Consider the following 24,381-nt stretch of genomic DNA (forward strand, 5'->3'; position numbering starts at 1 on the left):
CCTCTAGCCGCGTCCCACCACCATGGTGCCGATGCCGGCGTCGGTGAAGACCTCCAGCAAGAGGGCATGGGGAACCCGGCCATCAATGATGTGGGCGGCTGACACGCCCTGGGCCAGGGCGCGGATGCAACATTCCGTTTTGGGCGTCATGCCCCCTGCGACCACGCCATCCTCGATCAGCTGTCTCGCCTCTGAAAGGCGCAGTTTGCGGATCAGCGAGTCGGGATCGTCCCGGTCCTCAAGGATGCCGGGGGTGTCGGTCAGCAGGATCAGTTTTTCGGCTTCCAGGGCCGCCGCCAGCTCTCCCGCCACCGTGTCGGCATTGATGTTGTGGGCTCGCCCGTCATCGGGGGTTGCGGCAACGCTGGAAATGACGGGCACATACCCCTTCTCCAGCAGCGGTTCGAGCACATCGGGATTGACGCGGGCAACATCCCCCACCAGCCCATGGCTGCCATTCCCCCAGGGGCGTGCCTCCACAAGACTGCCGTCACTTCCGCTCAAACCAACCGCACGGGTGCCGAGCTGATTGAGGCCATTCACGATCTGCTTGTTGACGCGGCCCACCAGCACCATCTCCACCACGTCCATGGTGTCGGCGTCGGTGACCCGCAGTCCGTCGCGGAATTCGGCGGGAATTTCCAGACGTTGAAGCCACTGGTTGATTTCGGGCCCGCCGCCATGAACCACCACGGGTTGGACGCCGACGCAGGCGAGCAGAGCCAGGTCGCGAAAGACGGCAGCCCGCAGCTCGGCATGGGCCATGGCGGCCCCGCCGTACTTGATCACGATGCGCCGACCGGCGAAGCGCTGGATGTAGGGGAGAGCTTCGCTGAGCACCGACACCCTGAGGGCGTCATTGTTGTGCTGGGTGGATTGGGCCATGGCTTAGGCCTCACCCGCTGGAAGCAGAAGAACGTCCAGCCGTTGTTCATCAAGTTGCTTGAGTTCCGCTCGCATCCCCTTGGCGAAGAAACGCCCCAGCCGCTCCTGTCGCTCCTGCCAGCGTTCGAGGGGAACGGCCCCCAGCAGGAAACGCATCCGCAGGCCGTAGCCGCTGTCGGAATGCAGCTCTTCGATCTCTTCCAACTGCGGTGGAGTGTCTTCATCCCAGAGTTTGAGCGCTTCCAGCGACGACTCCAGGTGGGCCTTCTGGCCATAGCGCCAGCGCGTCACATCGCCGAGCAACTTGCCCAGTTCTGGTGCCGCAGCTTCGCGTTCCTTTTGAAACGTCTTGATCGGTGTCACCCGGATGGCGGGTGGCAGCTCCGATGATTTCAGGGCCAGCCCCCCCAGCAAGATCGGGATTCCGTAGAAGATCGTGGGCAGGCTGAGGTTGGCGCTTCCGGTGGCGTAAGCGGTGGCACCGACCACGGTCAGCACGCCTCCGGCGATGGTGACGAGGCTGCCGGGGGAGAAGAAATCCTTCATGAAGGCCTTTGCTTGATCGTCATTTTGACCTCTTGGCCATCAGGATGGAGATCCACTGCTTCGAGCTAGATGCCTGATCCATCGTCGACCGGCATGGATGATCTGCTCCAGCAGCTTGACCGTGATCGCAGCTGGTTGCTGCAGCAGATTGATGGGGGCCGTTGGCCCGAGCTGAGGCTGGATCTTGCCGCCCTTGAACGGGAGCTCGGGCAATTGATCACCCGAGCTTCAGAGCTCCAGGACGAAGAGGGTCGCTAAGCGACCACGACCTGCAAGTGTCCTCTGATTCAGAAGGGGATGTCGTCGGTGTCGGGCACGAGGGGCGCAGCATTCCAGCTGGCCGGTTCAGGCTCTTTCGCCACTTTGGTCGGCGCAGCCGCAGGGGCCTGGCGGCTGGGGGCTGCGGCTGAGGGGGTGCCGGAAGGAGCTGCACCCGTGGCTGCCGCGCCGATCGGATGGAGCCGAGCCAGGGTGAATTCAGCCCTTTTTTCCTTCATGCCATCGCCTCGGGGCATGGTGTTCATCCGCAGCCGGCCTTCGATCAGCAGCCGCTGCCCGGTTTGCACACGGTTCTGCAGCTCCTGGGCAAGGTTGCCCCAGCCCACCACTTTCAATTCACCTGGCGGATCACCCTCCCGAAGGGGGTCAAAGCGCACGGCCATCTCCGCAATGGGAGTCTGGTTGTCCTGGGTGTATCGAACCGTCGGTGCGTCGATCACCTCCACTTCGAGCACGCAATGGTTCATGGCTTGAGCTGGTGTCGGCGCACATCCTGATGCAAGGCCCCGCGAATGACCAGCGCCGTGTGCTGCTGCTGGCTGGAACCGGTGATGGGCCGCGCTTGGTGAAAGAGCTCTTCCGCCGCAATTGGCGTGTGAGTGTGAGTGTGGTGACGGCAACCGCAGCAAAGGCCTACGCGGGATTGCCTGTGGAGCACATCTCAATTGGAGCTCTGCAGGGCGTTGGCGGAATCAAGGCAGCTCTGCATCAGGCCGGCCCTTTCCGTTGGGTGGTGGATGCCACGCATCCTTTTGCGGCTTGCATCAGCCATGACCTGGTCACGGCCTGTGCGGATATCGACCAACCGTTGCTGCGTTATGAGCGTCGCTTTGAACCGCTTGGAGCTGCCTCACTGGTGGCGGATGCCGAGGCATTGGCCGCCCAGTCGCTGCAGGGCCAACGCCTGTTGCTGGCCATCGGAGGTCGTCATCTTCCAGCTTTAACTGCTGCTGTGCGCCGCGCCGGAGCCATCCCCTATGGCCGTGCGCTTCCCTCCCCCGATGGATTACGCGCTGCTCTGCGGGCGGGGCTTCCCCCGGATCACCTGGCAGTAGTGCGCCCTCTGCAAGGGGAGGTGCCGGGGGCGATCGAGCGGTCTCTTTGCCGTCGCTGGGGCATCGACGTGGTGCTCTGCCGCCAGTCCGGTGGCGTGACGGAACAGCTATGGCATCAGCTCACCACAGATCTTGGGCTGAGCTTGCAGCTGTTGCGGCGTCCTTCCCCCCCCGATGGGATGGCTTGTGTGGAGGATGTGAGCAGCCTGATAGATCGGCTTGAGCGTGATTGAAACGAGTGGGCTTGTGCTGGCCCTCACCACGGAAGCGAACGCTGAGCGCGCCCAACAGCTGGCAGAGGCCTTGTTGGAGCGCCATCTCGTGGCCTGTTTGTCCATCCACCCCGTTCAGTCGTTCTATCGCTGGGAGGGGGAGCTGCAGGTGTCCCATGAGGTCCAACTGCTGATGAAGACTTCCGCCCAGCATGTGGATGCGCTGCGCTCGGCCGTCTTGGAGCTGCACAGCTACGACACCCCTGAGTGGTTGTGCTGGCCGGTGACGGCATCACCGGCCTATGGATCCTGGGCAATCGCTGAGCTCAGTTCAGATGCGTCTCCGCCAGCTGCTTGAGGGAGATCTGGGAGCGGGCCCCCAGTTGGGTCACAATCTGGCCGGCGCAGAGGGCACCGAGCTCACCACAGCGCTCAAGAGATTCGCCCTGGGTGAAGCCATGCAGAAATCCCCCGGCATAGAGGTCGCCTGCTCCCGTGGTGTCCACCAGATCTCCCAGACCGAAGATGCCGACATCCCAGCGCTGGTTTCCACTCAGCACGACGGACCCCTGGGCACCACGGGTGATCGCAATCACTGAGCAGCAGCCGCGCACCCGCTCGAGGGCCTGGTCGAAATCGTCGGTCTCGTAGAGCGACTGAATTTCAACGTCATTGGCGAACAGCACATCGACGTGGCCATTCACCAGTTCAAGAAAACTCGCTCTGTGCCGATCCACACAGAAGCCATCGGAGAGGGAAAGAGCCACCTTGCCGCCTGCTTCACGGCAGGCTTCTGCGGCGGCGATGAAGGCCCGTTTGGCGGCCGGACTGTCCCAGAGGTAGCCCTCCAGGTAAAGCACCTTGGCCTGCTTGACCATGGAGAGGTCGAGATCCTCGGGCTCCAGTTGGGTGGAAGCCCCCAGGAAGGTGCACATGGTGCGCTCGGCATCGGGCGTGACGTAAATCAGGCAGCGCGCTGTTGTGGCCCCACTGGTGGCTGCTGGCGTCTCAAAGCGTGCTCCAACGGCCCGGATGTCGTGGCTGAAAATGCTGCCGAGCTGGTCATCACGGACGCGGCCGATGAAACCAGCGCGTCCGCCGAGCTGGGCGATCCCCACCATGGTGTTGGCGACCGATCCGCCGGAGGTCTCGAGGCCCGTTCCACTGGCCTTGTAGAGAGCCTCAGCTTGTTGTTCATCGATCAGCGCCATTCCCCCCTTTTGGAGGCCTTGTTCAGCGATGAAACTGTCGTCCGTTTGCACCAGAACATCAACGATGGCGTTGCCGATGCCAACGACATCGAGACTGCAGTCGCTGGGGAAACGGGTTTCTGATGACATCGGGGCGTGGAAAGCAGCCCCGAAGTATGAACCTCAGAGGCTCAGGCGCTCAATAGGGCCCGCTTGGGGCCATGGATCGGATCTTCAACAACGATGGTTTGATCACGGCTGGCCCCCAGGGAGACAATGGCGATCGGCACTTCCATCAGATCGGCGAGGAAGCGCAGGTAATCCATGGCCGGTTTGGGGAGATCCTCAAGGCTGCGGCATTCCTCGGTGGAGCACTGCCAGCCAGGCAGTGTTTCGAAGATGGGTTTGCACTGGGCGAAATCATCAGCACTGCTGGGAAAGTGCTCGATTCGCTCGCCGTTGAGTTCATAGGCCACGCAGACCTGAATTTCGTCCAGTTCGTCCAGCACATCCAGCTTGGTCACGGCCAGACAGTCCAAGCCGTTCACCTGCACGGCGTAGCGACCGATCACGCCGTCAAACCAGCCACAGCGCCTTTGGCGGCCAGTGGTGGTGCCGAATTCACCACCGCGTTCCGTGAGCTGGTCATTCAGGCTGCCGCTCAGCTCGGTTGGGAAGGGGCCTTCACCCACGCGGGTGGTGTAAGCCTTGGCGACGCCAATGACGCGGTCGATCAGGGTTGGGCCGACGCCTGCACCGATGCAGGCACCGCCGGAAACGGGATTGGAGGAGGTGACGTAGGGGTAGGTGCCGTGGTCCAGGTCCAACAGCGTGCCCTGGGCACCTTCGAACAGGATGTTCTTGCGATCTCGCGCTGCCTGATGAATCGTCTGGGTGCACTCCACCACGTGGGGGGCGAGGCGCTTTCCGTATCCCAGATATTCCTGGATGACGTCTTCGGCGTTCAGGGGCGCAACGCCATAAATCGTTTGAAGAAGTTCGTTCTTCTCCTGAAGTGGGCCTTCAAGGCGATCCCGCAGCCGCTGTTCGTCCAGCAGGTCGATCACACGGATGCCGCTGCGCTGGGACTTGTCGGCGTAGGTGGGTCCGATCCCCCGGCCTGTGGTTCCAATCCGTCGTGCTCCCCGCTGCTTCTCCATGGCCTGGTCGAGCAGGCGGTGGTAAGGCATCGTCACGTGCGCCGTGGATGCCAGGCGAAGCCCTGAAATATCAATGTCGTTGGCGATGAGCATGTCCAGCTCACCGAGCATCACCTTGGGATCCACCACCGTGCCGGATCCGATCAGGCAGATCGTGTCGGGATAAAGGATTCCGGAGGGAATCAGGTGCAGCTTGAGCACACGATCATCGACAACAATCGTGTGGCCTGCATTCACACCACCCTGATAACGAACCACCACATCGGCGGAGCGGCTCAGGAGATCGGTGATCTTTCCTTTTCCCTCGTCACCCCACTGCGCTCCGATGACGACAACGTTGGCCAAGAACACGGCGGCCCGAAGCCGCAGATCTGCACAATCCGCGAGTATCTCAGATCTCGGGTGGCCTCGTCAAAACTGAGTTTGTCTCAGGGGCTCAGCTGCCCCGGACAACTGATTTCTCAGCCTTGTTGAGTTCCTTGGCGATGCGGTCGTGCAGCGCTTCCGGAAGGGGGCGATTGGCGTAGGAGGCGTAGTGACCAGCCAGCGAATTGAGCGCGGTCTGCATCGTGGTGAAGGAGCTGAGTCCGTTCACACGGGGCTGGGGCCGATAACGGGACATGTAGTCGTTGATCAGGGCCCGCGCGTCGGCTTCAGCTTCCGCGTGGGTGGGATCGTCCTGAGGCAGGTCGATCACCGTCAGCAGCGTGCGGGAGACCGCCACGGTGTCTTCCACGTAGTCGCCGCTCAGACGAGCTTCAGCGTCTCCACTGCAGGCCGTCAGCAGGAGGCATAACCCGAGGCCAAGGGCTACAGCAGCCCGGCTGAGGGGGCGAAGCAGGCGTGTCAGTGCGGAGAGCATGAAACCCTTAAGAGTCGTTCGACTTTAGGGGTGGAGTGCCTTGATCAGGCAGCTCACAGCCTCAACGTGGGGAAGCTTCTGCACCTCGCGGCTGCTGCGGCGCACCAGCTCAACGGTGCCCTCGCTGGCGTCGCGTCCCACCACGATTCGCCAAGGGATGCCGATCAGATCCGCGTCTTTGAACTTGACGCCGGCTCGTTCTTTGCGGTCGTCGAGGAGCACATCGACGTCAGCAGCTTGAAGCTCCGCATAGAGCGCTTCCCCCAGCTGGGCCTGGGTGTCGTCCTGGATGTTGGCAACAACCACGATGGCTTCAAAGGGGGCGATGGCGGTCGGCCAGCAGATGCCGCTGTCGTCGTGGTGCTGTTCGACGGCCGCTTGCGCCAGCCTGGAAACGCCGATTCCGTAGCAACCCATCCAGAACGGTTCGGTTTTGCCGTTCTCGTTGGTGAAACGGCTCTCCATGGCCTCGGAATATTTCCGGCCCAATTGAAAAATGTGGCCGACTTCGATGCCTCTTTTTTCCGTCAGTCGTGATTTCGGGTTGTGTTGGCAGACGTCGCCTGCCCGTGCATTACGCAGATCCAGGCTGGTTGGCTTCTGCTCGATGGCGGTCCAGCTGGTGTTGAAGCGGTGCAGATCGGGCTGGTTGGCACCACAGATGAAGCTGCCGAGTTCGCTGGCGGTTTCATCCGCCAGACGTAGGAACGTTGGCTCCCAGGTCTTGGCTCCCTTCAGAACGTCATCCGAGAGGTCGGGCCCGATCGATCCAAAGGGGATCGGATCAATCTGCTGACGGTTGGTGTCGTCGGGTGTGATCGGGCGGCAATCGAGAACACCTTTGTTGAGGGTTCGGCTGACGGCGTTCACGACCTTGGTGGGGTTGAGCTCCTGGTCACCACGGAGGCTCACCAGCAGCGGTTGGAGGGTCTCATCGTCCAGGGTCGCCACGAACAGCAGCACCTTCACCACCTGGCTCGGATTCCAGCCTTTTGTGTCGCAGAGGCTCTCGATGCTGCCCAACCCAGGGGTTGGAATCGATTCCTCCGGGCCGTCGGGGAGAGGGGATGCGGCGGATGGGATCGAAACAGCCTTCTCTTGGTTGGCGGCGTATTGGCCGTCATCGCTGATCAGGATTAGGTCTTCCCCGGCATCCGCCGTCACCATGAACTCCTGGGAGGCGGCACCGCCGATCGCTCCGCTGTCGGCATCAACAGGGACGGCATCCAGGCCACAACGCTCAAAGATGCGGCGGTAGGCCTGGTCCATGGCGCCGTAGGTCTCGCGAAGATCCGCTTCGCTGGCATGGAAGGAATACGCGTCCTTCATGATGAATTCGCGGCCCCGCATCAGGCCAAAGCGGGGACGGATCTCGTCGCGAAATTTGGTCTGGATCTGATAGAGGTTCACGGGAAGCTGCCGGTATGACCTCAGCAGCTCGCCCGCCAGGCTGGTGATCACCTCTTCATGGGTTGGTCCAAGCCCCAACTCTCTGCCCTGGCGGTCTTCGAGGTGAAACATGATCCCCTCGCCAGCGGTGTAGCCCTGCCAGCGCCCGCTTTTCTGCCAGAGCTCAGCAGGATGCAGCTGCGGCAGCAGGGTTTCCTGAGCACCGGCGCGGTTCATCTCCTCGCGCACCACAGCGGTGATCTTTTGCAGCACCCTCCACATCAAGGGGAGATAGGCGTAGATCCCTGATCCAACGCGACGGATATACCCGGCCCTGAGAAGCAACTGATGCGAGGTGATCTCCGCTTCGGCGGGAACATCCCGAAGCGTCACCAGCAGCAGGCGGGAGACGCGCATCAATCGCAACAAAATGGGATTTGGAAGTTATCACCGCTTCGGAAGCATGCCGATCGCGGAAGTGTCTGTTTTGCTGGAATTCCTCTGTGCGCCCTGAGTCTCGGCTGCTACCGTCCAGCTCAATCCAGCCTGTCCTAGGCCCGTCTCATGTTTCCTCGGTCCGTTGAATCAGTGGCGACAAGCGTTCAACAAGCGACCGAACTTTCCATGGATCCGGCTCCCTCATCGGCTCAAGCTGAGGCCCTGGTGGGAATTGACGACGTTCAGAAATCCCTGAACCGCTCCCGCGCTTCGGTGTATCGCTACACCAACACAGACCCCCGCAACCTCAACCCTCCGTTCAATCCCCGCAAGCTGAATCCGGAGTACCGCAGCGATCAGAAAGATCCGCTGATGTTCCACCCCAACGAGGTGGCGCGCTTCGCCAAGGATGTTCTACGCATCAAAGAAGTCACCGTTGAAGTGCTGAATTCCCCTTCAACGGCGACCCAGCAAATCCTGGGATCGATCCTTGAGGAGCTTCGACTGATCCGAACCCATCTCGAGGCAAGTGGGGCATCACCCTCTGACCTGAGTGCACGTCTTGACCAGCAGGATCGGCCCGCCGCTTAATGATCGGTGCGTCCTGCTTTTGGCAGTGACAGAATGAATTCAACAACCTTGTGATCGAAGGGAGGGGCTTTGCCGCTCCCCGTTTTATGGCCTCAGATGTTCCCCACCCGTCTCACGATGACGCCATGGCGTCTTCGGAGGCGGATGAGCCGTTCAGTCGTCGCGCCTCGTTGACGGCCATCAAAGGACTGCTGATTGCTGTTGTCAGTTTCAGTGCTCCTCTCGTGGCTGTGATCACGGATCGAACCTTCCCTTCTCCGCGACTGATCCCCACCGCCTCGGATCGGCATGGATCTCCATCAGCTCCCCCCGTCACCTTCGCCAGGCTTGGTGAATCTCATCGTTGAGATTCCGGCAGGAAGCAGAAACAAATACGAATATTCCGCCGAAGCCGGCGTGATGGTTCTCGACCGGGTGATGCACTCCTCAGTGCGTTACCCCTTTGATTACGGCTTCATCCCCAATACGTTGGCGGAGGATGGATCTCCCCTCGACGCCATGGTGATCATGGCTGAACCCACGTTCGCTGGTTGCCTGATCAAGGCTCGCCCCATCGGCGTGTTGGACCTCCACGACCGGGATGTTTACGACGGGAAGATTCTCTGTGTCCCGGACGCAGACCCCCGTCAGGACGAGATCCGAAGCATTCGTCAGATCGCCGCATCCCAGCTGGAGGACGTTGCGGAATTTTTCAGGACATACCGCACGTTGCAGGGCAGCGTCGTGTCGATTGATGGATGGCGCGACCTCGATGCGGTTCAGCCGTTGCTTGATTCCTGCATCAATGCAGCCGATTGATCTCAGGGAAGAGCCCCGTGATCAGGCCGGATGCTTGTAAGTTGGTGCGCACAGAGATTTGCGGTAACCGTGCCCACCATCCGATTCGAGCAGGAAGGCCAGCAGGTTGGCTGCATCGAGGGCGCGAATCTGCGTAAGGCTGCACTTGATGCGGGCGTCAACCCCTACAAGAGTCTCAACAACCTCAACAATTGCAGTGGCGTTGGTCAGTGCGGCACCTGCGTGATGGAGGTGGTTGAAGGGCAAGCCAACCTCTCCCCCCGCAGCGACGTTGAAGAGGTCTATCTGGCAGACCGTCCTGCAAACTTCCGCCTGAGCTGCCGCACCACAGTGTTTGGTGATGTCACCGTTCGCACCCGTCCCGCTGAAGGTGTGGGCCGCGGCTCCAACAGCCTCGTTGGTGCTATCAAATCCCTGTTCGGCCGCTGAGTTTTGGCCGGAACTCTCCAGGTCTACAGCTACAACCGCTGCAGCACCTGTCGAAAGGCATTGACTTGGCTTACTAAGCGAGGCATTGCCCACGAGGTGCACGACATCACCCTGACTCCACCGTCCAAGGACATGTTGGTGGCCGCTCACCAATCTCTCGGCGACAGGAAGCTGTTGTTCAACACCAGTGGTCAGAGCTATCGCGCCATGGGCGCGGCAGCAGTGAAGGCGCTGTCGGATGACGAGGCTCTCGAGGCCTTGGCTGCCGATGGCAAGTTGATCAAACGTCCCTTTGTGGAGGTGAATTCCTCCACGTATTTGACCGGTTTCAAGCCTGATCTTTGGAAATCGGCACTCCAGGGCTGAAATTCAAACCATCCAATTCGCTGATCAGGGCATTCACATCGCCTTGGTCGCGGATCTGGCGGAAGCTCGAGCGTTTGATCTCTTCCAGCAGGGCCACCAGCAAATCCTGGCTGCGGCTGAGTACGGGACCCTGCTCCAACGTGTGGGCCAGTTCCTCCCAGAGCCGATCCAAAGCCTCGGATCCAAGCGATTCCAGAACCGGGTCCCGCTGACCGATGCGGTTTCCGGCTCCTTTGGACAGGTCGAGCACGGAGGTCACCATGCTTTCAGCCAGCTGACGGCTGAATTCCGATTCGGCGTTTTGCAGTCCAGGAAGTCGCCGCAGGGCATCCGGCACCACGTTCCGGTCCAAGCTCTGCTGTACCAGATGGCTGATCACGGCTTGCAGTTGCGGTCGCATGGCCGGGCCAATGCGGGTGAGCAGCAGGGGAAGCCACAACCGCAGCAGCTCGATCACCTCTCGCTCATCATTCAGATCACTGCTCTGGTAGCTGCAGAGTCCGCGAACCCTCTCCGGCAGCTGTGGTGATCGGATCAGTTGCTGCAGAGCATCGACCACCCTGATGGCGATCACTTCAAACAGCTCCACTGCCAACAGGGCCACCACGCCGCGACTGATCACGGCACGAAGCGGTTCGAGTTGCAGTAAGCCGGCTCCGCAAAGCCGTTCTGTGACCGGGATTAGCCTGAGCCAGCGTGCAAACGGCAGCAGCAGGGGCAGGTCGATCCAGCGGCGTAACAGGGCATCCCGCCAGCGGATCGCTGGGTAGCGCTGTTTCAGACGCCAGGCACGCAGAAGAATGTCGAGCAGAAACAGCAGTTGAAATGGTGTGTCGATGCGCCAGCTCAAATCGCTGGGGCGGCCGTTTTCATCGATGCTTCGCCAGTAGTTGCTTTCCACTAGCGGCAGGATCTGCTGGCTCCAGAACTGACGCTCCTGGCTCCAGGGAGAGCGTTCAAGATGCTTGGGGCTGAGAAGAAGCTTGGCGGATTCACGGGCTGATTCCAGGCCGGTGCGGGCGCGCAGTCGGTTCTTGAATTTTTCAAGCGTGCCGGCTTGGCCTGAACTGATGAATGGGTTGCTGTCCATCAGCGCTGTGGTGAGAACCGCCTGCTGCTTCAGCAGAGCGGTGCTTTCAGCAGGGCTCGAGCCGTTCTGCTGCAGTGCCCGATCCAGGGCGCTGTAGGCCTTGAGGTAAGCCTCGGTGTCGCGATGGGGTTCGATGCCCTTGAGGGGATCCAGCCAGGGGGTGATGTCCGGCAACCAGGGCAGGGGAACCACCAGGGGAAGCGATGGCACCGGATAAAGATTGCGTTGCAGCCAGAAGTTGCGCAGGGGGATGTAGGTGAGGTCGATGGCGACCCAGGTGAGATTGACCGCGGCGATCACAGCAATGGCCTGGTCCCAGCGGCGCCAGCTGAGCAGGCCGTGTTGGGGCTTCAGTGCTTGCCAGCGTGGACGGATCATGGGGCCTGCAGGCTCCCCCTATCGTGGGTCGAAAGATTGAGCCTGCCCACATTGAACGCGGAGAGAGGGCCTTCCGATGTGAAGGGCAGAGTGAGCGCGATCTGGGAGTTCTGGGCCCCTTTTCTGTTCACGGTTTCGCTGTATCTCCTGCTTCGGCAGTTCGCCTTTGAAGCCCGCTATATCCCTTCGGGGTCGATGCTGCCGGGTCTTCAGGTGGGCGACAAGTTGATCGTCGAGAAGCTGTCGTATCGCTCCCGACCTCCTCAGCGGGGAGAGATCGTTGTGTTCAATTCTCCGAGCGCCTTCGATCCCGTTTGGAAGTTGGAGGCGGGGCAACCCAATCCACTGAAGTGTGGCTTCGTCACCTTCCCTGGCATCAGCTGGGTTGTGGATCGTGTGCTGCTTCAGCGCTATCCCGAATGTGAAGCCTGGATCAAACGAGTGGTGGGTGTGCCTGGTGATGTTGTGGAGGTCAACAGCCGTGGTGCCGTGAGCATCAATGGCACGGCCTTCAATGAGCCTTACGTCACCAACTTCTGCTCCGATCGCGACGGAATGATCGGCTGCAAGGGCCTGTATGCAGTTGTTCCCGAAGGCAACGTCGTTGTCCTGGGCGACAACCGCCGCAACAGCCAGGACGCCCGTCGTTGGCCGGGCGGACCGTTTTTGCCTGACAATCAGATCATCGGGCGTGCCGTCTTCCGCTTCTGGCCCCCTTCACGTGTCGGTCCGCTTAGCAACTGAGGCCACAGGCCACAACGCGTCCCTGAAGCTCCCGCCCCAGCCAGGGGATGTTGGCGGCACGTGGTGCTCCTGGCGTGTCACTGCCGATGGTCCAGCGTGAATCGGGATCAAACAGTAGCCAGCGCCTGCTGCCGTGGTCGAGTTGTTCAGGGGGCTGATCGATCAGGGCTGACGGCCCAAAGCTGAGGGCTTGCCAAAGGTCTTCAACGCTCCAGTGGCCCGGCCGCACCAGGGCATTCCAGAGCGCAGGAAGCACCACATGGTGGCCGCTGAGGCCTGCGGGGCGCTGGTCACCCGGCAACAGCATGTCCTCAGCATCCAGAGGAACAGCGTGGACAGCTACGGCAGTAATCGTTCGCTGCTGAACGGCCTGGATCAACAGCTGGCGATCGTCTGGACCACCGAGGGAGGGGCAGACGCGCCAGCCCGGATTGCTGCTGGCCAGCATGCTGCGGTCGGTGAGGAGATGCCACCAGCTCACGCTGCTTATGGGGGGCGACTCGCAGCCTGAAAGCTGCTGCACCGCCGCTGCTGTGGAGAGGTTCATCAGCCGCAGTTGTCGTTCCGGATGACGTTGGTGCAGCAGCAGCACCTGGCCGAGAGGAAGGGTCTCGCTGGTGACCGGATCCGCTGGCCATCCGGCCCGCAGCGTCTCCACCCCTTCCCGCACCAGCCCCTCTCCCTGCAGAGTGGGATCCCGGGGTGCCACGAGCACCGGGCAACCCCCCATTTCTCCGAGCAGCAATCCCCGTTCCAGCAACGGGGCTGGAACCATGGCGTCGTCGTCCGCCAGTCCGATGGCACCGTGTTCGAGAAGATCGCCATGGGGAGCAAGTTCATCCCCCTTGCCACCACTGCTGAAGCCTCCCCAAAGGTGCAGGCGAACCGTTGCCGTCTGATCCTGATCGAGGCTGAATCCCTGGAGTCGTTCCGGACGATCGCGCCAACTGCTGCTGCGGGGAAGCAGGGCAATCTGGCCGTAGCCTCCTGCGGCGGCACAGTGCCGCAGGCTCACGGCTGTTTCTTGATCCCCACTGAAGGGGGTCTCCAGGACGGAATGGGGATCAACCAGGCAGGGAGCGACCAGTTGATCCGCTGCAGGACTGGCTTTGATGCCCAGGCCGAGGGCCTGCTGCCTCGCCTCGTCGTCAAAGCCGACGAGAACCCCTTGGTTGATCAGGACTGCACCCAGCTGAACCGAATGTCCGGGGCCACGCAGGACGCGCACCGGATCCAGCAGCAAGGTGTCGTTCATGACGTCAGAGAGCGCCTGCTGCCGTGCGGTCAATCACGCTTCCGAAGTGGGAGGTGAGGTTGAGGCAGGTCACCACTGCAGGCTGGCCTGGATCGGCGGCAATGTCGACCACCGTGACGCCACCGTTGCCCTGTTTGACGGCCCAGATGTCGGCCGGGGTCAGCCCCAACAGGTCGCAGAGGATCGTCTTGTTGACGGCGTCGTGGGCCACCACCAGCACCGTTTCCTCAGGCTTCAACTCGCCAGCGATCTCTCCCCAGCTGCGAACGGAACGGGCCCACACGTCCTGAATGGTTTCCCCCTCAGGCATCTGCACGGTCTCCGGAGCACGTTTCCAGGTGTCCAGCAGCTCCGACCAGTCCTCTCTGATTTCGGATTCGAGCTTGCCTTCCCAGACTCCGTGTCCGATTTCCACCAGTCCGTCGATCTGGGTCAGGGGCACATCGGGATGCGCCTCGAGAATGATCTGGGCCGTTTCGGTCGGGCGCGACAGCGTGCTGCTCCAGGCCCGATCGATGGGGATGTCTTTGAGGAAGTCGCGGGCGGCCGCGGCTTGACGGCGACCGTTCTCATTCAGCGGAATATCGATCTGCCCCTGGAAGCGCCCGGCTTTGTTCCAGTCGGTTTCGCCGTGTCGCACCAAAATCAGCCTGGAGTTTTTGCCCTTCTCCGGAAGCGGTTGCAGGTGCGTGGTGCTGTTCAGGCATTCAATCTGCACCTGGGGGCCGTTCTCTCCCGGCCGGATGTTGAAGATCGAAAGGGAGGTGTTGTCGACGCGAAGCCGCCGGAAGCCGTGGTCGGGTTCCCCCAGCAACACCAGCATCAGGCAGCGCAGGATGGCGTTGTGGGCCACCACCAGCACCGTGTCGTTGCCGTTGGCGGGATGGCGTTCCAACAACTTGCTAATGAAGTCCTGCGCCTGTTCCATCAGCTCAGGCAGTGGCTTGTAACTCGAACCATCACGACGCTGGAGCTCCAGCTCCATGGGCCGCTGCTTCCAGATCTTGTAGACCTCCGTTGAGCCTTGCATCAGTTCGTCGATGGTCTGGCCGGACCAGGGCTCAAGATCCACCTCCAATAGTCCGTCATCAAAGACGGGATCTGGGGTCTGACCACCTTTGGTCTCCAGCAGGCTCGCCGTCGTCGCGGCCGCTCGCTGCAGTGGGGAGCTGTAGATGGCCTGGAGGCTCACGTCCTGAAGCGAACGGCCCAGGGCCCGGGCCTGCTCATGGCCCTCCTCGCTGAGGTTCGAAAGATCGTCGCGGCCCTGGATCCGTCGTTCCTTGTTGAAACTGCTGAGACCGTGGCGGACCAGAAGAAGACGAAGGGGCACGGTTCAGCGTCAGGGCGCGGCTATCGTATGGAAGCGGCCTTTCGGGTGGACAATCGTGGGCAGTTGACGCCTGCTGGTGCCCAGTTCCCCACAACCGGTTTCCCCGCGCTGGAAGGGACTTCTGGCGGCCTTGTCCCTCGCGTTGGCCGGTTTCATCTGGTTGTCCGGCTTGATTGACAGCCTCTCGCGACCTTCGGTGGCACCGGCCCTGAGCCTTCAGCAGCAGGAGCTGACACTTCTGGCCGAACCAGCAGTGCCGCCTCCGCTGCGGGAGGCCCTCCTGGGGGAGGCGCCGCGGGAGGCGCTGCGCAAGGCCCTTGAGGGAATCAGCGCAGAAGAGCGCACTGAACGGCAGCAACAAATGTTCCTGCTGTTGGAAGGGCAAGGTTCCGTATCAGCGGATCTCGAACGCGGTGGCGACGATCCTTTGCTCCAGCAGCTCCAGTGCGAAGCAGGCGCCGCTGATCCGACGCTCTGCATCGATGCTGCTGCCGCGGGGCAAGCGGCGTTCCGTTTGGCCCTCAGCACGGTGCTGCCCCTGGTGACGGCTCTGCTCGGTGGCCTGCTGCTGCTCGGTCAGGCCTGGCGTCTGCTGCGAGGTCGTCTGATGGCCTGGCCCGATGTTCAGGGGCCGGAGCTGACCCTGGTCGACATGGCCCTGCTGGTGGCGGGTGGCTTTGTGGTGATCAGTGCCGTTGGCGTTCCGCTGGTGGCGTTCCCGTTGGTTGGTGCACTGACGGCGGGGCTGGGCAGCCCTCGTCGTGAAGCCGTCAGCGTGGTGATCAATTACGGCGTGATGGCGCTGCCGAGCTTGCTGATCCTCTGGCGGCAAGTGCGTTCGCTGCCCAGGGAGAGGGCACCGCTGGGGGGATGGATGCAGTGGCGTGTGCGGCCGCTGTTCTCCGCTCTGCGGGATGCAATGACGGGCTGGTTGATGGTGACGCCGGTGGTGATGCTCACGGGGTGGTTGCTCGTGCGCCTGGTGGGGGACCCCGGGGGCAGCAATCCGCTGTTGGAGTTGGTGCTGGGCAGCCGTGATCCGCTTGCTCTGGGCTTGCTTGCTCTCACCGCGGTTGTGCTGGCGCCGTTGTTTGAGGAGACGATCTTCCGCGGTGCCTTGCTGCCGGTGTTGGCGACCAAGCTCGGTCCCCTCCCGGGGGTCCTGCTCAGTGGCCTGTTGTTTGCCATGGCCCACATCAGTGTTGGCGAGTTGGCACCGCTCATGGTGTTGGGGGTTGGGCTTGGTTTGGTGCGGCTCCGCAGCGGACGCCTGTGGCCCTCGGTGTTGATGCATGGGCTGTGGAACGCCGTGACCTTCCTGAACCTGCTGCTGCTCTGAGCCTTGCCCCGCCTTTCTGCAGGTGGTTCACTGGCCTATTCGCCTGTGATCCCGGTGGTTGCCGCTCCGGAACAGCGTGCATCGACCACGGCTTTCGAGCTGATTCAAGGGTCACTGTCCTCCGGACGCATTGCACGACGCTCCCCTCTCCTTGGAGGGCTCCATCGCCTGATGGACGGCACGCTGCTGGGATTGATTGCGGCGGTTGCCGTTCTGGCCGGCCTCACGCTGCACTGGCAGCATCGCTGGACTGTGGCCTTCCGCCTGCTGGAGGCAACCCGCACCCAGGCGCACCGGTTGACGGAATCAACCGCTGTGATGGAACAGCATCTCTTGCTGGGTTCTCAGCAGCCCAACCGCCTGGTGCCAACGCAGGTCGCCAATCTGGTGCATCTTGATCGCCCCGATCCGGGCTCATTGCAAGCGTCCGCCTCCTCCCCAATGGCATCGCTGCAGGCCCTGGGGAATCAGCCCATTCGGGCCGGCTACTGATGACGCGGGTGTCAGGGCGTCGACCCATCCGTTCGCGCAGCTCCCGCGCGCGGGTCGTGCCTCTGACCCAGGTTCCCCCCAAGCGGCTTTGGATCATCTTCTGGATCCTGTCGGCAGGTTTGTTGGGGTTGGTGGGTCGCATGGCCTGGCTGCAGTTGGTGCAAGCCCCCGACCTTGAGCAGCGTGCCCGTCAGCTGCAGACGCAGCGCACCCAACCCTTGGGGCAACGCCGTCCGATCGTCGATCGCACTGGCCGCTTGGTCGCGATGGATGAAAAGCGCTTCCGGCTCTGGGCCCATCCCCGCTACTTCAACATGCCGGGAGATGACCCCAATCTCGTCCGCCCTGCCGAAGATGTGGCGGCGGTGTTGGCCGATCCCTTGGCGCGTCCCGCACCTGCGCTGCTCAAGGCCATGGGAACCCAGGCCTCAGGGATCAAATTGGCTGAGGAGCTGGATCCGGAAACGGCTGATCGCATCCGGGCCCTCGGAATCAGTGGTCTCGATCTGGAGGCCTATCCCCAGCGGGTTTACCCCCAGGCGTCGTTGTTCGCCAACGTGGTGGGCTTCCTCAATGCGGAGCGGCAACCTCAAGCGGGTCTTGAGCAGAGCCGTGATGGTGATCTGGCTCGCCATGAGCAAACCCGATACCTCCGCCGGGGTGCTGATGGCACGCCGTTGCCGGCCAACCTCGCTCCGGGATCCTTCTATGGCGATGATTTGCGCCTGCAGCTGACGCTGGATTCCAGGCTCCAGCAGGTGGCGCTCAAAGCTCTTGCTGAGCAGGTTGCCAAGTGGAAAGCCCAGAAGGGCGCCGCAATCGTGATGGATGCCACCAATGGTGAGTTGTTGGTGCTGGCATCGACACCCACCTATGACCCCAACCGCTACTGGGATTTCCCCACAGGGCGATTTCGGGAATGGTCCGTTCAGGATCTCTATGAACCCGGCTCGACGTTCAAGCCGATCAACTTGGCTCTGGCCCTCCAGGACGGCGCCATTCAGGCGACGGATCGGGTGAATGACGTGGGCAAGCTGATGGTCGGTGGTTGGCCGATCAACAACCACGACAAAAAAGCCCATGGTTTGGTGGACTTCGCCACTGTGCTGCAGGTTTCAAGCAACGTCGGCATGGTCCAGGCCATGCGGCGTCTCGACGACGACGCCTACTGGAACTGGATGGAGCGTCTTGGCATCAATCAGCGTCCCGACACTGACCTCCCTGGTGCGGTGGCTGGTCAGCTCAAGAGCAAGAAGCAGTTCACCAGTCAGCCGATCGAGCCGGCGACGACGGCCTTTGGTCAGGGGTTTTCTCTCACACCGCTCAAGCTGGTGCAGCTGCACGGAATGCTGGCCAATGGTGGCAAGTTGATCAGTCCCCACATCACCCGTGGCTTCCGCTCGGGTGATGCCTTGGCTCCTGCGGCGGCACCCAGTGGTCAGCAGTTGCTGAACCCGGAGGTCACGCGCACGGTGCTCCAGTGGATGGAATCGGTGGTGGATCAGGGCAGTGGCAAGGGAGTGAAAACACCCGGCTACCGAATTGGTGGCAAAACAGGTACGGCGCAAAAGGCCCTGAATGGGATCTATCTCCCAGGAGCCAAGATCTGCAGCTTCGTGGCCACCTTGCCGATTGAGGATCCCCGTTACGTGGTGTTTGTGGTGGTGGATGAGCCCCGAGGTGAACACGCCTATGGCTCCACAGTTGCCGTTCCTGTCGCCAAACAGATCATTGATGCCTTGCTGGTTGTTGAGCGCATCGCCCCCTCAAAACCTGCTGAATTGAACAAGCTTTTGAACAGCTGACGCATTAAAAAGCGCGGCTACGTTACGGGTATTGAGCCGTCGTACATCATGGCCAGCCTGCTCGATCAGCTTTCACAAATGACCGTGGTCGTTGCCGACACGGGTGATCTGGAGGCGATCCGTAAGTTCACCCCTCGGGATGCCACCACCAACCCGTCGTTGATCCTGGCTGCTGCACAGATTCCGGCTTATCAGAACCTGATTGATGAGGCTTTGCGGTCATCGCGCAAGTTGATGGGCAGCGATGCAGCGGTGGAAGATGTGGTGCGGGAAGCTCTGGATGAGATCAGTGTGATCTTCGGTAAGGAGATTCTCAAGATTGTTCCCCGCCGTGTGTCAACGGAGGTGGATGCTCGCCTGAGTTTTGACACCGACGCCACGATTGAAAAAGGGCGCAAGCTGATTCGTCTGTACAACGATGCCGGCATCAGCAACGATCGCGTTCTGATCAAAATTGCCTCCACCTGGGAAGGCATCAAAGCCGCCGAGGTGCTGGAGCAAGAGGGGATTCACTGCAACCTCACCCTTCTGTTTGGTTTCGGTCAGGCCGTTGCCTGTGCCGAAGCCGGCGTCACTCTGATCTCCCCCTTCGTCGGGCGCATCCTGGACTGGTACAAGGCTGAAACCGGACGCGATTCTTACCCCGGGCCTGAGGATCCGGGTGTGATTTCTGTGACCAAGATCTTCAACTACTACAAAACCCACGGCTATGGCACGGAGGTGATGGGGGCGAGCTTCCGCAACATTGATGAGATCACGGAGTTGGCCGGTTGCGATCTGCTCACGATCTCACCGAAGTTGCTGGATCAGCTCCGTGAGACTGATGCTGTGCTGACCCAGAAATTGGATGCCACCCATCCCACCGATGGCGAAGCCAAGATCCACGTCGATCGCGCCACCTTTGATGCACTGATGCAGGACGATCGGATGGCCAGCGACAAACTCACCGAGGGCATTAAAGGCTTCAGCAAGGCCATTGAAACCCTGGAGCATCAACTGGCCCATCGTCTGGCCGAACTGGAGGGTGGATCTGCCTTCCGCCATGCCGTTTCCGAGATCTTCATGCTTAACGACATGAACGGCGATGGCTCGATCACCCGCGATGAATGGCTCGGCAGCGATGCCATTTTTGATGCCCTGGATCAGGACCACGACGGTCTGATCTCTCAGGAGGACGTGCGTCAAGGTTTTGGCGCAGCGCTGACTCTGACCTCGGTCTGAGTCGCGCTGGTTCCATGCATGCGCTCGACACCATGCGTGCTTTGGCCAGCAAGGCCGAAGTGATTCATCTGAGTCAGGGTGATGTGCTGTTTCGTACCGGCGAAACCGGCACCTGCATGTACGGCCTGCTGGAGGGATCGGTGCGGCTCACCTGGATCGATTCAGCAGGTCATGAGGGACATGAAGACATCCCTGTGGGTCATGTCTTCGGCGCAGGGGCCTTGGTGATGGAGGACCATCAGCGTCTGAGCACCGCCACGGCCACCAATGATTGCCGTTTGATTGCCATGAACCGCGACAAGTTCCTGTTTGCGGTGCAAGAGACGCCGATGTTCGCTGTGCAACTCCTCGCATCGATTGATGCCCGTTTGCGGGACATCAAGTTGGCTGACGGATGATCGCGGGCGGCTCGGTATTCCAAGCGAAAACGGCATAATTCCGCAAGTTTTGAGACCGGATCGGTGCACAGCCGTCCCCTGCGTCTGGCAATGCAGTTGGGGTTGTTCCAGCTCAGCCTGGGGATTCTTGGCGTCCTGATCCTGGGACTTCTCAATCGTCTGTTGATTCAAGACATCCAGGTCCCGGCGGTGCTGGCGGCTGTCGCCGTTGGTGGTCAGCAGTTGATGGGGTTCACCCGTGCCTGGTTCGGTCATCGTTCCGATCGCATCCCCATCAGCCGGCTGCGGCGCACGCCCTTCATCGTCAGCAGCACTGTGGCGATTGCACTGTTGTTCGGTGTGGCCTGCCAATTGGTGCTGCGCTTGGCCATCAGCATGGAAGCCTCCGGCGGTGAGCTGAATGGCCTGCTGATGGGTCTGTTGATCCTGGTTTTTGTTGGGATTGGTACCGCGATTGCCGCTGGTGGTACGGCGTTTTCAGCCTTGATTGCTGATCGCACCACGGAAGCCGAACGGCCGCGGCTGCTGTCGGTGGTGTGGGGGATGCGTCTCCTGGGGGGTGTTGCTGGGAAGTGTTCTGGTGAATCAGGTGTTCGGAAGTGCCTGTGCGGCTGATGCCAGCCGAACATCGGTGCTGGCTGGTTTGGAGCGTCTTTCGCTGGTGACGCCGCTGCTGCTGCTGGGGCTTGGCCTGGTATCGGTCTTTGGCGTGGAACGCCGCACCACGGGCTTGATGCTGCCTGCAGGGCCGGTTCCCCCCGATGTTCCTCAGCGGTTGGCTTTGCCCCAGTTGCTGTTGCAACTGCGCACCATCCCTCAGGCCGGGCGCTTCCTCGGGGTGCTGTGCCTGTTCACCTTCAGCATGTTCCTCAACGATGCGGTGCTTGAGCCCTACGGCGCCGCCGTCTTTGGCATGAGTGTCTGTGGCACCACAGCGCTGAATGTGTTGATTGCCCTGGGCTTCTTTGCTGGCCTGGGTCTGAGTGGCTTCTGGTTGATTGAGCGTGTCGGCAACATCAGAACGGCCCGGGTGGGTGCGGTGCTGGCTGCTTTGGCTTTGCTGTTGATGCTTTGGGCAGGCTCTGAGAAGTCGATCCCCCTGTTGCGGACTGCCGTTGGATTGTTTGGATTGTCGCTTGGGGTGTGCATGAATGCCTGCCTCACCTTGATGTTCAGCTTTGTGCAACCTGGACGCACCGGCTTTCTGCTTGGTGTTTGGGGGGCGGGCTATTCCTATTCCTGCGGCCTGGCCACCATCAGTGGAGGCGGTCTGCTCACCTTGTTGAAAGCCTGGAACGGTGGTGATTTGTTCGCTGCCTATGGCGGAGTGTTTGGCCTGCAGATGGTCTGTTTTCTGGGTGCCGCATTGATGACGCGCCGTTTGGATGTGGTGGCTTTCCGCAACACGGTGAAAACCCGCTTTTCCGATGTCATTGAAATGGCAGTGGATTGAAGCTTGGCTGGAGCTCAGGATCCACTAGAACCGGGTTCCCTTTATTGCAGTGAATGGCAGCGCTGCAGATCGTCTGGTTCAAGCGTGATCTGCGCATCGTTGATCACCGGCCCTTGGCGGCTGCTGTGGAGCGGGGTCTGGTGCTGCCGCTGTATGTGGTCGAGCCGGAGTTGTGGCGGCAGCCCGATGCGTCCGAGCGGCAGTGGATGTTTTGCCGGGAGTCGCTGCTGGAGTTGCGCCAGGCCCTAGCGGATCGGGGCCAACCCCTGGTGGTTCGCGCTGGGGATGTGGTGCAGGTGCTGGAGCGGGCCCGGCGTCAGTTCGGTATCGATGGGCTGTGGAGCCATGAGGAAACCGGCAATGGCTGGACGTACCAGCGCGACAAACGCGTTGGCGCCTGGGCCCGTCGGCATGGCATCGCCTGGATGGAACTCCCGCAGTTCGGGGTGACGCGCCGGATGCGCAGCCGCAATGGCTGGGCCAAACGCTGGGAGGTTCAGATGACGGAGCCCATCACACCCGTGCCGGCCGCATTGCAAGCGCTGGATGGCATTGATCATGGAGTGATCCCGGAGCGCCCCTGTTCAGAGCTGCTTTCGGATGCGTGTCCGCAGCGTCAGATCGGCGGGCGTTCTTCCGGCCTGGAGGAGTTGAACGACTTTCTGCAGCACCGTGCCCAGCGGTATCAACGGTCGATGTCGAGCCCCAACTCGGCATTCACAGGTTGTTCGCGCCTGTCGACCTATCTCACGTGGGGTTGTCTCTCAATGCGGGAAGTGCTGCAGACCAGCCGCACCCACAGCGGCCGCGGCGTCAGCAGCTTTGAATCACGGCTGCACTGGCACTGCCATTTCATTCAGAAGCTGGAGGATCAGCCGGCGATTGAATTCAGCGATTTCCATCCGTTCATGCGGGGCATTCGCGCAGCGGACGCCGAGCGTTTGACGGCCTGGAGCGAAGGTCGTACGGGTGTGCCCTTTGTGGACGCCTGCATGCGCGCCTTGCGGGCCCATGGCTGGATCAACTTCCGCATGCGGGCGTTGTTGATGTCTTTTGCCAGCTACAACCTCTGGCTTCCCTGGAGGGATAGTGGCCTGCACTTAGCGCGCCAGTTCGTCGACTACGAGCCCGGCATTCACTGGAGCCAGTGCCAGATGCAGTCGGGCAGCACCTCGATCAACACGATTCGGATCTACAACCCGATCAAGCAGGGCATGGACCACGACCCCCAGGGGCTGTTCATCCGTCAGTGGTGCCCTGAACTCAAGGATGTGCCCACGATTCACATTCATGAGCCCTGGATGCTGGGGGGTGGCATGCCTGTACCGATTGTTGATGTCACCGCATCGATGCAGGACGCCAAAGATCGCATCTGGGACATTCGCCGATCGGCCGGTTTTGATCGTCATGCCGATGCGATTCAGCGCAAGCATGGCTCCCGCAAGGCGGGATTGAAGCCAACAACGGCTCGCCGCCGCCGGCGCCAACCTCAGCCACCCGACAACGGCAGCCAGCAGCTCAGCCTCGGTCTTTAGTTGCGCTGCAGCAGAAGCCGTTTGATCACCCGTTGGGCGATGTCGCCATAGCCCATCTCCCCGGAGAGAATCTGAGCAATCCGCCGTGGTGCGGTGGCCCGCTTGATCCCCAGCTGATATCCCACACCGGGAAAGCGATAGAACACCTGGGCAATGCGCCGACCCCAGGCCATCGACTCACCCCAGCGCTCTCGCATGCTGCTGCTGTAGCCCCGCAGATCCCGGCTCTCGCCCTTGAGCCATCGGTTCAGATGTCGAGCCGCCTCGCAGCCACTCATCAGGGCAGGGCGTAGCCCTTCCGCGAGAAAGGGGTCGCACAGCGATGCTGCATCGCCCACCACCACAATGCCGTTGCCATCAAGACGGTGATGGCCGTTCCACACCCGCAGTTGCCCCCGTTGCCGGATCCCGGCATCGGCGGCGAAGCCCAGATCCGGCAACAGCTGAGCCAGCACCTGCTCCGGGTCGGCGTCCTGTTTGCCGATGAAGCTGCCCACACCGATGTTCACACCACCTGCGAGAGGAAAGGCCCAGGCGAAGCCCTGTTTCACCAGGCCGAATTCAAAGCGAGTGCTGCCGTCGTTGAGTTTGCCTTGCCCCTCCAGCCGCACCGACATGGTGGTGGCCATCTGGGGTTGTTTGGCTCCTAGGCCGAGCCGTTGGGGCCAAGGGGACCCCGAACCATCGGCGATCACCACGGCCTTCCCCTGCCAATGGCGTCCATTGGTTGCCGTGACGTGCCAGACGTCGCCATGACGACGGATGTCATTGACCTCAACGCCTGAAAGGCGTTCAGCTCCCGCCTGAATGGCCTGGTCTGAAAGCAGTTGATCGAGCCTTTCGCGGCGCACGATCCAGAACGGTGCATCGCCGGGCAGCTCGGCGACCACCGGATCCTCCAGGCACCAACTGAAGTCCACCTTCCGGATCACCTGCTCCACTGCTGGCTCCAGGGAAAAGGGGAACCACTGCTGCACTGAGGCCGCCATTCCGCCGCCGCAGGGTTTGATCCGCGGCTCCGAATCGCGCTCAAGCATTAGGGCGTCATGGCCCGCTAACGCGAGATGCACGGCCGCCGCACCACCAGCGGCCCCGGACCCGACGATCAGAACATCGCGGGTCCGATCCACTCCGTTGC

28 protein-coding genes are annotated in these 24,381 nt (G+C 61.5%); 17 read left to right on the forward strand and 11 right to left on the reverse strand.

Features of this window, described 5'->3' with window-relative positions; translation table 11 throughout:
• Nucleotides 1-3 precede the first annotated feature (3 nt).
• Both argB and SynA1562_RS03485 read right to left on the reverse strand, forming a co-directional pair.
• The gene (gene argB, locus SynA1562_RS03480) at nucleotides 4-885 is read right to left on the reverse strand and encodes an acetylglutamate kinase (protein ID WP_186494759.1); all 882 of its coding nucleotides are present in this window, start codon (nucleotides 883-885) and stop codon (nucleotides 4-6) included.
• 3 nt (nucleotides 886-888) lie between these two features.
• Nucleotides 889-1,431, reverse strand: coding sequence for a DUF2854 domain-containing protein (locus SynA1562_RS03485; protein WP_186494760.1), 543 nt, complete (start codon nucleotides 1,429-1,431; stop codon nucleotides 889-891).
• Between the two features lie 69 nt (nucleotides 1,432-1,500).
• Between SynA1562_RS03485 and SynA1562_RS03490 the strand changes: the two genes are divergently transcribed.
• Complete coding sequence (locus SynA1562_RS03490; protein ID WP_186494761.1) at nucleotides 1,501-1,689, forward strand: hypothetical protein; 189 nt, start codon at nucleotides 1,501-1,503, stop codon at nucleotides 1,687-1,689.
• A 29-nt stretch (nucleotides 1,690-1,718) separates the two neighbouring features.
• Here SynA1562_RS03490 and SynA1562_RS03495 read toward each other — a convergent pair whose 3' ends face one another.
• Complete coding sequence (locus tag SynA1562_RS03495) at nucleotides 1,719-2,177, reverse strand: single-stranded DNA-binding protein (RefSeq protein WP_186494762.1); 459 nt, start codon at nucleotides 2,175-2,177, stop codon at nucleotides 1,719-1,721.
• Between the two features lie 29 nt (nucleotides 2,178-2,206).
• On the opposite strand from SynA1562_RS03495, the gene SynA1562_RS03500 reads away from it, so the two are divergent.
• Both SynA1562_RS03500 and cutA read left to right on the forward strand, forming a co-directional pair.
• On the forward strand, nucleotides 2,207-2,998 hold the full coding sequence (locus SynA1562_RS03500) for a precorrin-6A/cobalt-precorrin-6A reductase (RefSeq protein ID WP_186495288.1): 792 nt from the start codon (nucleotides 2,207-2,209) through the stop codon (nucleotides 2,996-2,998).
• Nucleotides 2,991-3,335, forward strand: a complete 345-nt coding sequence (cutA, locus tag SynA1562_RS03505) for a divalent-cation tolerance protein CutA (RefSeq protein ID WP_186495289.1) — start codon at nucleotides 2,991-2,993, stop codon at nucleotides 3,333-3,335. The genes SynA1562_RS03500 and cutA overlap by 8 nt, the downstream gene beginning before the upstream one ends.
• Here cutA and SynA1562_RS03510 read toward each other — a convergent pair.
• The 4 genes from SynA1562_RS03510 to SynA1562_RS03525 form a co-directional block, all read right to left on the reverse strand.
• A complete protein-coding gene (locus SynA1562_RS03510; RefSeq protein WP_186494763.1) occupies nucleotides 3,304-4,317 on the reverse strand; it encodes an adenosine kinase in 1,014 nt (337 codons plus the stop codon). The genes cutA and SynA1562_RS03510 overlap by 32 nt on opposite strands.
• 41 nt (nucleotides 4,318-4,358) lie before the next feature.
• Nucleotides 4,359-5,678, reverse strand: coding sequence for an adenylosuccinate synthase (locus tag SynA1562_RS03515; protein ID WP_011363693.1), 1,320 nt, complete (start codon nucleotides 5,676-5,678; stop codon nucleotides 4,359-4,361).
• A gap of 85 nt (nucleotides 5,679-5,763) precedes the next feature.
• A complete protein-coding gene (gene psb27, locus SynA1562_RS03520; RefSeq protein ID WP_011363694.1) occupies nucleotides 5,764-6,189 on the reverse strand; it encodes a photosystem II protein Psb27 in 426 nt (141 codons plus the stop codon).
• A gap of 24 nt (nucleotides 6,190-6,213) precedes the next feature.
• Entirely contained in the window at nucleotides 6,214-7,995 is a 1,782-nt protein-coding gene (locus SynA1562_RS03525; protein WP_186494764.1) for a proline--tRNA ligase, read from the reverse strand.
• A 207-nt stretch (nucleotides 7,996-8,202) separates the two neighbouring features.
• On the opposite strand from SynA1562_RS03525, the gene SynA1562_RS03530 reads away from it, so the two are divergent.
• The 5 genes from SynA1562_RS03530 (at nucleotide 8,203) to SynA1562_RS03550 (ending at nucleotide 10,200) form a co-directional block, all read left to right on the forward strand.
• Entirely contained in the window at nucleotides 8,203-8,607 is a 405-nt protein-coding gene (locus SynA1562_RS03530) for a resolvase (protein ID WP_255445714.1), read from the forward strand.
• Nucleotides 8,608-8,732: 125 nt separating this feature from the next.
• A complete protein-coding gene (locus tag SynA1562_RS03535) occupies nucleotides 8,733-8,954 on the forward strand; it encodes a hypothetical protein (protein WP_186494766.1) in 222 nt (73 codons plus the stop codon).
• The gene (locus SynA1562_RS03540; protein WP_115009462.1) at nucleotides 8,896-9,405 is read left to right on the forward strand and encodes an inorganic diphosphatase; all 510 of its coding nucleotides are present in this window, start codon (nucleotides 8,896-8,898) and stop codon (nucleotides 9,403-9,405) included. The genes SynA1562_RS03535 and SynA1562_RS03540 overlap by 59 nt, the downstream gene beginning before the upstream one ends.
• Nucleotides 9,406-9,474: 69 nt before the next feature.
• Nucleotides 9,475-9,834, forward strand: a complete 360-nt coding sequence (locus SynA1562_RS03545; RefSeq protein WP_114987966.1) for a 2Fe-2S iron-sulfur cluster-binding protein — start codon at nucleotides 9,475-9,477, stop codon at nucleotides 9,832-9,834.
• Nucleotides 9,835-9,837: 3 nt separating this feature from the next.
• Complete coding sequence (locus SynA1562_RS03550; RefSeq protein WP_186494767.1) at nucleotides 9,838-10,200, forward strand: arsenate reductase family protein; 363 nt, start codon at nucleotides 9,838-9,840, stop codon at nucleotides 10,198-10,200.
• On the opposite strand, the gene SynA1562_RS03555 is transcribed toward SynA1562_RS03550, so the two are convergent.
• The gene (locus SynA1562_RS03555) at nucleotides 10,163-11,668 is read right to left on the reverse strand and encodes a hypothetical protein (RefSeq protein ID WP_186494768.1); all 1,506 of its coding nucleotides are present in this window, start codon (nucleotides 11,666-11,668) and stop codon (nucleotides 10,163-10,165) included. The genes SynA1562_RS03550 and SynA1562_RS03555 overlap by 38 nt on opposite strands.
• 78 nt (nucleotides 11,669-11,746) lie before the next feature.
• Between SynA1562_RS03555 and lepB the strand changes: the two genes are divergently transcribed.
• Nucleotides 11,747-12,412, forward strand: coding sequence for a signal peptidase I (lepB, locus tag SynA1562_RS03560; RefSeq protein ID WP_186495290.1), 666 nt, complete (start codon nucleotides 11,747-11,749; stop codon nucleotides 12,410-12,412).
• On the opposite strand, the gene SynA1562_RS03565 is transcribed toward lepB, so the two are convergent.
• Nucleotides 12,402-13,667 (reverse strand): dihydroorotase, encoded by a 1,266-nt coding sequence (locus tag SynA1562_RS03565; protein WP_186495291.1) that lies wholly within the window; start codon nucleotides 13,665-13,667, stop codon nucleotides 12,402-12,404. The two genes, lepB and SynA1562_RS03565, sit on opposite strands and share 11 nt — an antisense overlap.
• Before the next feature lie 4 nt (nucleotides 13,668-13,671).
• Complete coding sequence (locus tag SynA1562_RS03570; RefSeq protein ID WP_186494769.1) at nucleotides 13,672-15,000, reverse strand: histidine phosphatase family protein; 1,329 nt, start codon at nucleotides 14,998-15,000, stop codon at nucleotides 13,672-13,674.
• 76 nt (nucleotides 15,001-15,076) lie between these two features.
• On the opposite strand from SynA1562_RS03570, the gene SynA1562_RS03575 reads away from it, so the two are divergent.
• From SynA1562_RS03575 to SynA1562_RS03605, 8 genes are all read left to right on the forward strand, one after another.
• A complete protein-coding gene (locus tag SynA1562_RS03575) occupies nucleotides 15,077-16,339 on the forward strand; it encodes a CPBP family intramembrane glutamic endopeptidase (RefSeq protein WP_186494770.1) in 1,263 nt (420 codons plus the stop codon).
• A 3-nt stretch (nucleotides 16,340-16,342) separates the two neighbouring features.
• Nucleotides 16,343-16,831: a hypothetical protein gene (locus SynA1562_RS03580; protein ID WP_255445715.1), complete on the forward strand. Its 489-nt coding sequence runs from the start codon at nucleotides 16,343-16,345 to the stop codon at nucleotides 16,829-16,831.
• The gene (locus SynA1562_RS03585; RefSeq protein WP_186494771.1) at nucleotides 16,831-18,636 is read left to right on the forward strand and encodes a penicillin-binding protein 2; all 1,806 of its coding nucleotides are present in this window, start codon (nucleotides 16,831-16,833) and stop codon (nucleotides 18,634-18,636) included. Before SynA1562_RS03580 ends, SynA1562_RS03585 begins: the two co-directional genes overlap by 1 nt.
• 48 nt (nucleotides 18,637-18,684) lie before the next feature.
• Entirely contained in the window at nucleotides 18,685-19,857 is a 1,173-nt protein-coding gene (locus SynA1562_RS03590; RefSeq protein WP_186494772.1) for a transaldolase, read from the forward strand.
• Between the two features lie 14 nt (nucleotides 19,858-19,871).
• Entirely contained in the window at nucleotides 19,872-20,255 is a 384-nt protein-coding gene (locus SynA1562_RS03595; protein WP_186494773.1) for a cyclic nucleotide-binding domain-containing protein, read from the forward strand.
• Between the two features lie 63 nt (nucleotides 20,256-20,318).
• Nucleotides 20,319-20,870: a PucC family protein gene (locus SynA1562_RS12955; RefSeq protein ID WP_255445716.1), complete on the forward strand. Its 552-nt coding sequence runs from the start codon at nucleotides 20,319-20,321 to the stop codon at nucleotides 20,868-20,870.
• Nucleotides 20,818-21,708 (forward strand): MFS transporter, encoded by an 891-nt coding sequence (locus SynA1562_RS12960; RefSeq protein ID WP_255445717.1) that lies wholly within the window; start codon nucleotides 20,818-20,820, stop codon nucleotides 21,706-21,708. Before SynA1562_RS12955 ends, SynA1562_RS12960 begins: the two co-directional genes overlap by 53 nt.
• A 53-nt stretch (nucleotides 21,709-21,761) precedes the next feature.
• On the forward strand, nucleotides 21,762-23,243 hold the full coding sequence (locus SynA1562_RS03605; RefSeq protein ID WP_186494774.1) for a deoxyribodipyrimidine photo-lyase: 1,482 nt from the start codon (nucleotides 21,762-21,764) through the stop codon (nucleotides 23,241-23,243).
• Here SynA1562_RS03605 and SynA1562_RS03610 read toward each other — a convergent pair.
• Nucleotides 23,240-24,373 (reverse strand): NAD(P)/FAD-dependent oxidoreductase, encoded by a 1,134-nt coding sequence (locus SynA1562_RS03610; RefSeq protein WP_255445718.1) that lies wholly within the window; start codon nucleotides 24,371-24,373, stop codon nucleotides 23,240-23,242. The two genes, SynA1562_RS03605 and SynA1562_RS03610, sit on opposite strands and share 4 nt — an antisense overlap.
• Nucleotides 24,374-24,381: the final 8 nt, after the last annotated feature.

The sequence above is a fragment of the Synechococcus sp. A15-62 genome, from assembly GCF_014280075.1.
In the GTDB taxonomy this organism is placed as follows: domain Bacteria; phylum Cyanobacteriota; class Cyanobacteriia; order PCC-6307; family Cyanobiaceae; genus Parasynechococcus.

Bases quoted from the DNA above. Each gene is read 5' to 3' on its own strand.
- argB (WP_186494759.1), bottom strand. From the start codon at position 885: ATGGCCCAATCCACCCAGCACAACAATGACGCCCTCAGGGTGTCGGTG.
- SynA1562_RS03485 (WP_186494760.1), bottom strand. From the start codon at position 1,431: ATGAAGGATTTCTTCTCCCCCGGCAGCCTCGTCACCATCGCCGGAGGC.
- SynA1562_RS03490 (WP_186494761.1), top strand. From the start codon at position 1,501: ATGCCTGATCCATCGTCGACCGGCATGGATGATCTGCTCCAGCAGCTT.
- SynA1562_RS03495 (WP_186494762.1), bottom strand. From the start codon at position 2,177: ATGAACCATTGCGTGCTCGAAGTGGAGGTGATCGACGCACCGACGGTT.
- SynA1562_RS03500 (WP_186495288.1), top strand. From the start codon at position 2,207: ATGCAAGGCCCCGCGAATGACCAGCGCCGTGTGCTGCTGCTGGCTGGA.
- SynA1562_RS03510 (WP_186494763.1), bottom strand. From the start codon at position 4,317: ATGTCATCAGAAACCCGTTTCCCCAGCGACTGCAGTCTCGATGTCGTT.
- psb27 (WP_011363694.1), bottom strand. From the start codon at position 6,189: ATGCTCTCCGCACTGACACGCCTGCTTCGCCCCCTCAGCCGGGCTGCT.
- SynA1562_RS03525 (WP_186494764.1), bottom strand. From the start codon at position 7,995: ATGCGCGTCTCCCGCCTGCTGCTGGTGACGCTTCGGGATGTTCCCGCC.
- SynA1562_RS03530 (WP_255445714.1), top strand. From the start codon at position 8,203: ATGGATCCGGCTCCCTCATCGGCTCAAGCTGAGGCCCTGGTGGGAATT.
- SynA1562_RS03535 (WP_186494766.1), top strand. From the start codon at position 8,733: ATGGCGTCTTCGGAGGCGGATGAGCCGTTCAGTCGTCGCGCCTCGTTG.
- SynA1562_RS03540 (WP_115009462.1), top strand. From the start codon at position 8,896: ATGGATCTCCATCAGCTCCCCCCGTCACCTTCGCCAGGCTTGGTGAAT.
- SynA1562_RS03555 (WP_186494768.1), bottom strand. From the start codon at position 11,668: ATGATCCGTCCACGCTGGCAAGCACTGAAGCCCCAACACGGCCTGCTC.
- SynA1562_RS03565 (WP_186495291.1), bottom strand. From the start codon at position 13,667: ATGAACGACACCTTGCTGCTGGATCCGGTGCGCGTCCTGCGTGGCCCC.
- SynA1562_RS03585 (WP_186494771.1), top strand. From the start codon at position 16,831: ATGACGCGGGTGTCAGGGCGTCGACCCATCCGTTCGCGCAGCTCCCGC.
- SynA1562_RS03590 (WP_186494772.1), top strand. From the start codon at position 18,685: ATGGCCAGCCTGCTCGATCAGCTTTCACAAATGACCGTGGTCGTTGCC.
- SynA1562_RS03595 (WP_186494773.1), top strand. From the start codon at position 19,872: ATGCATGCGCTCGACACCATGCGTGCTTTGGCCAGCAAGGCCGAAGTG.
- SynA1562_RS03605 (WP_186494774.1), top strand. From the start codon at position 21,762: ATGGCAGCGCTGCAGATCGTCTGGTTCAAGCGTGATCTGCGCATCGTT.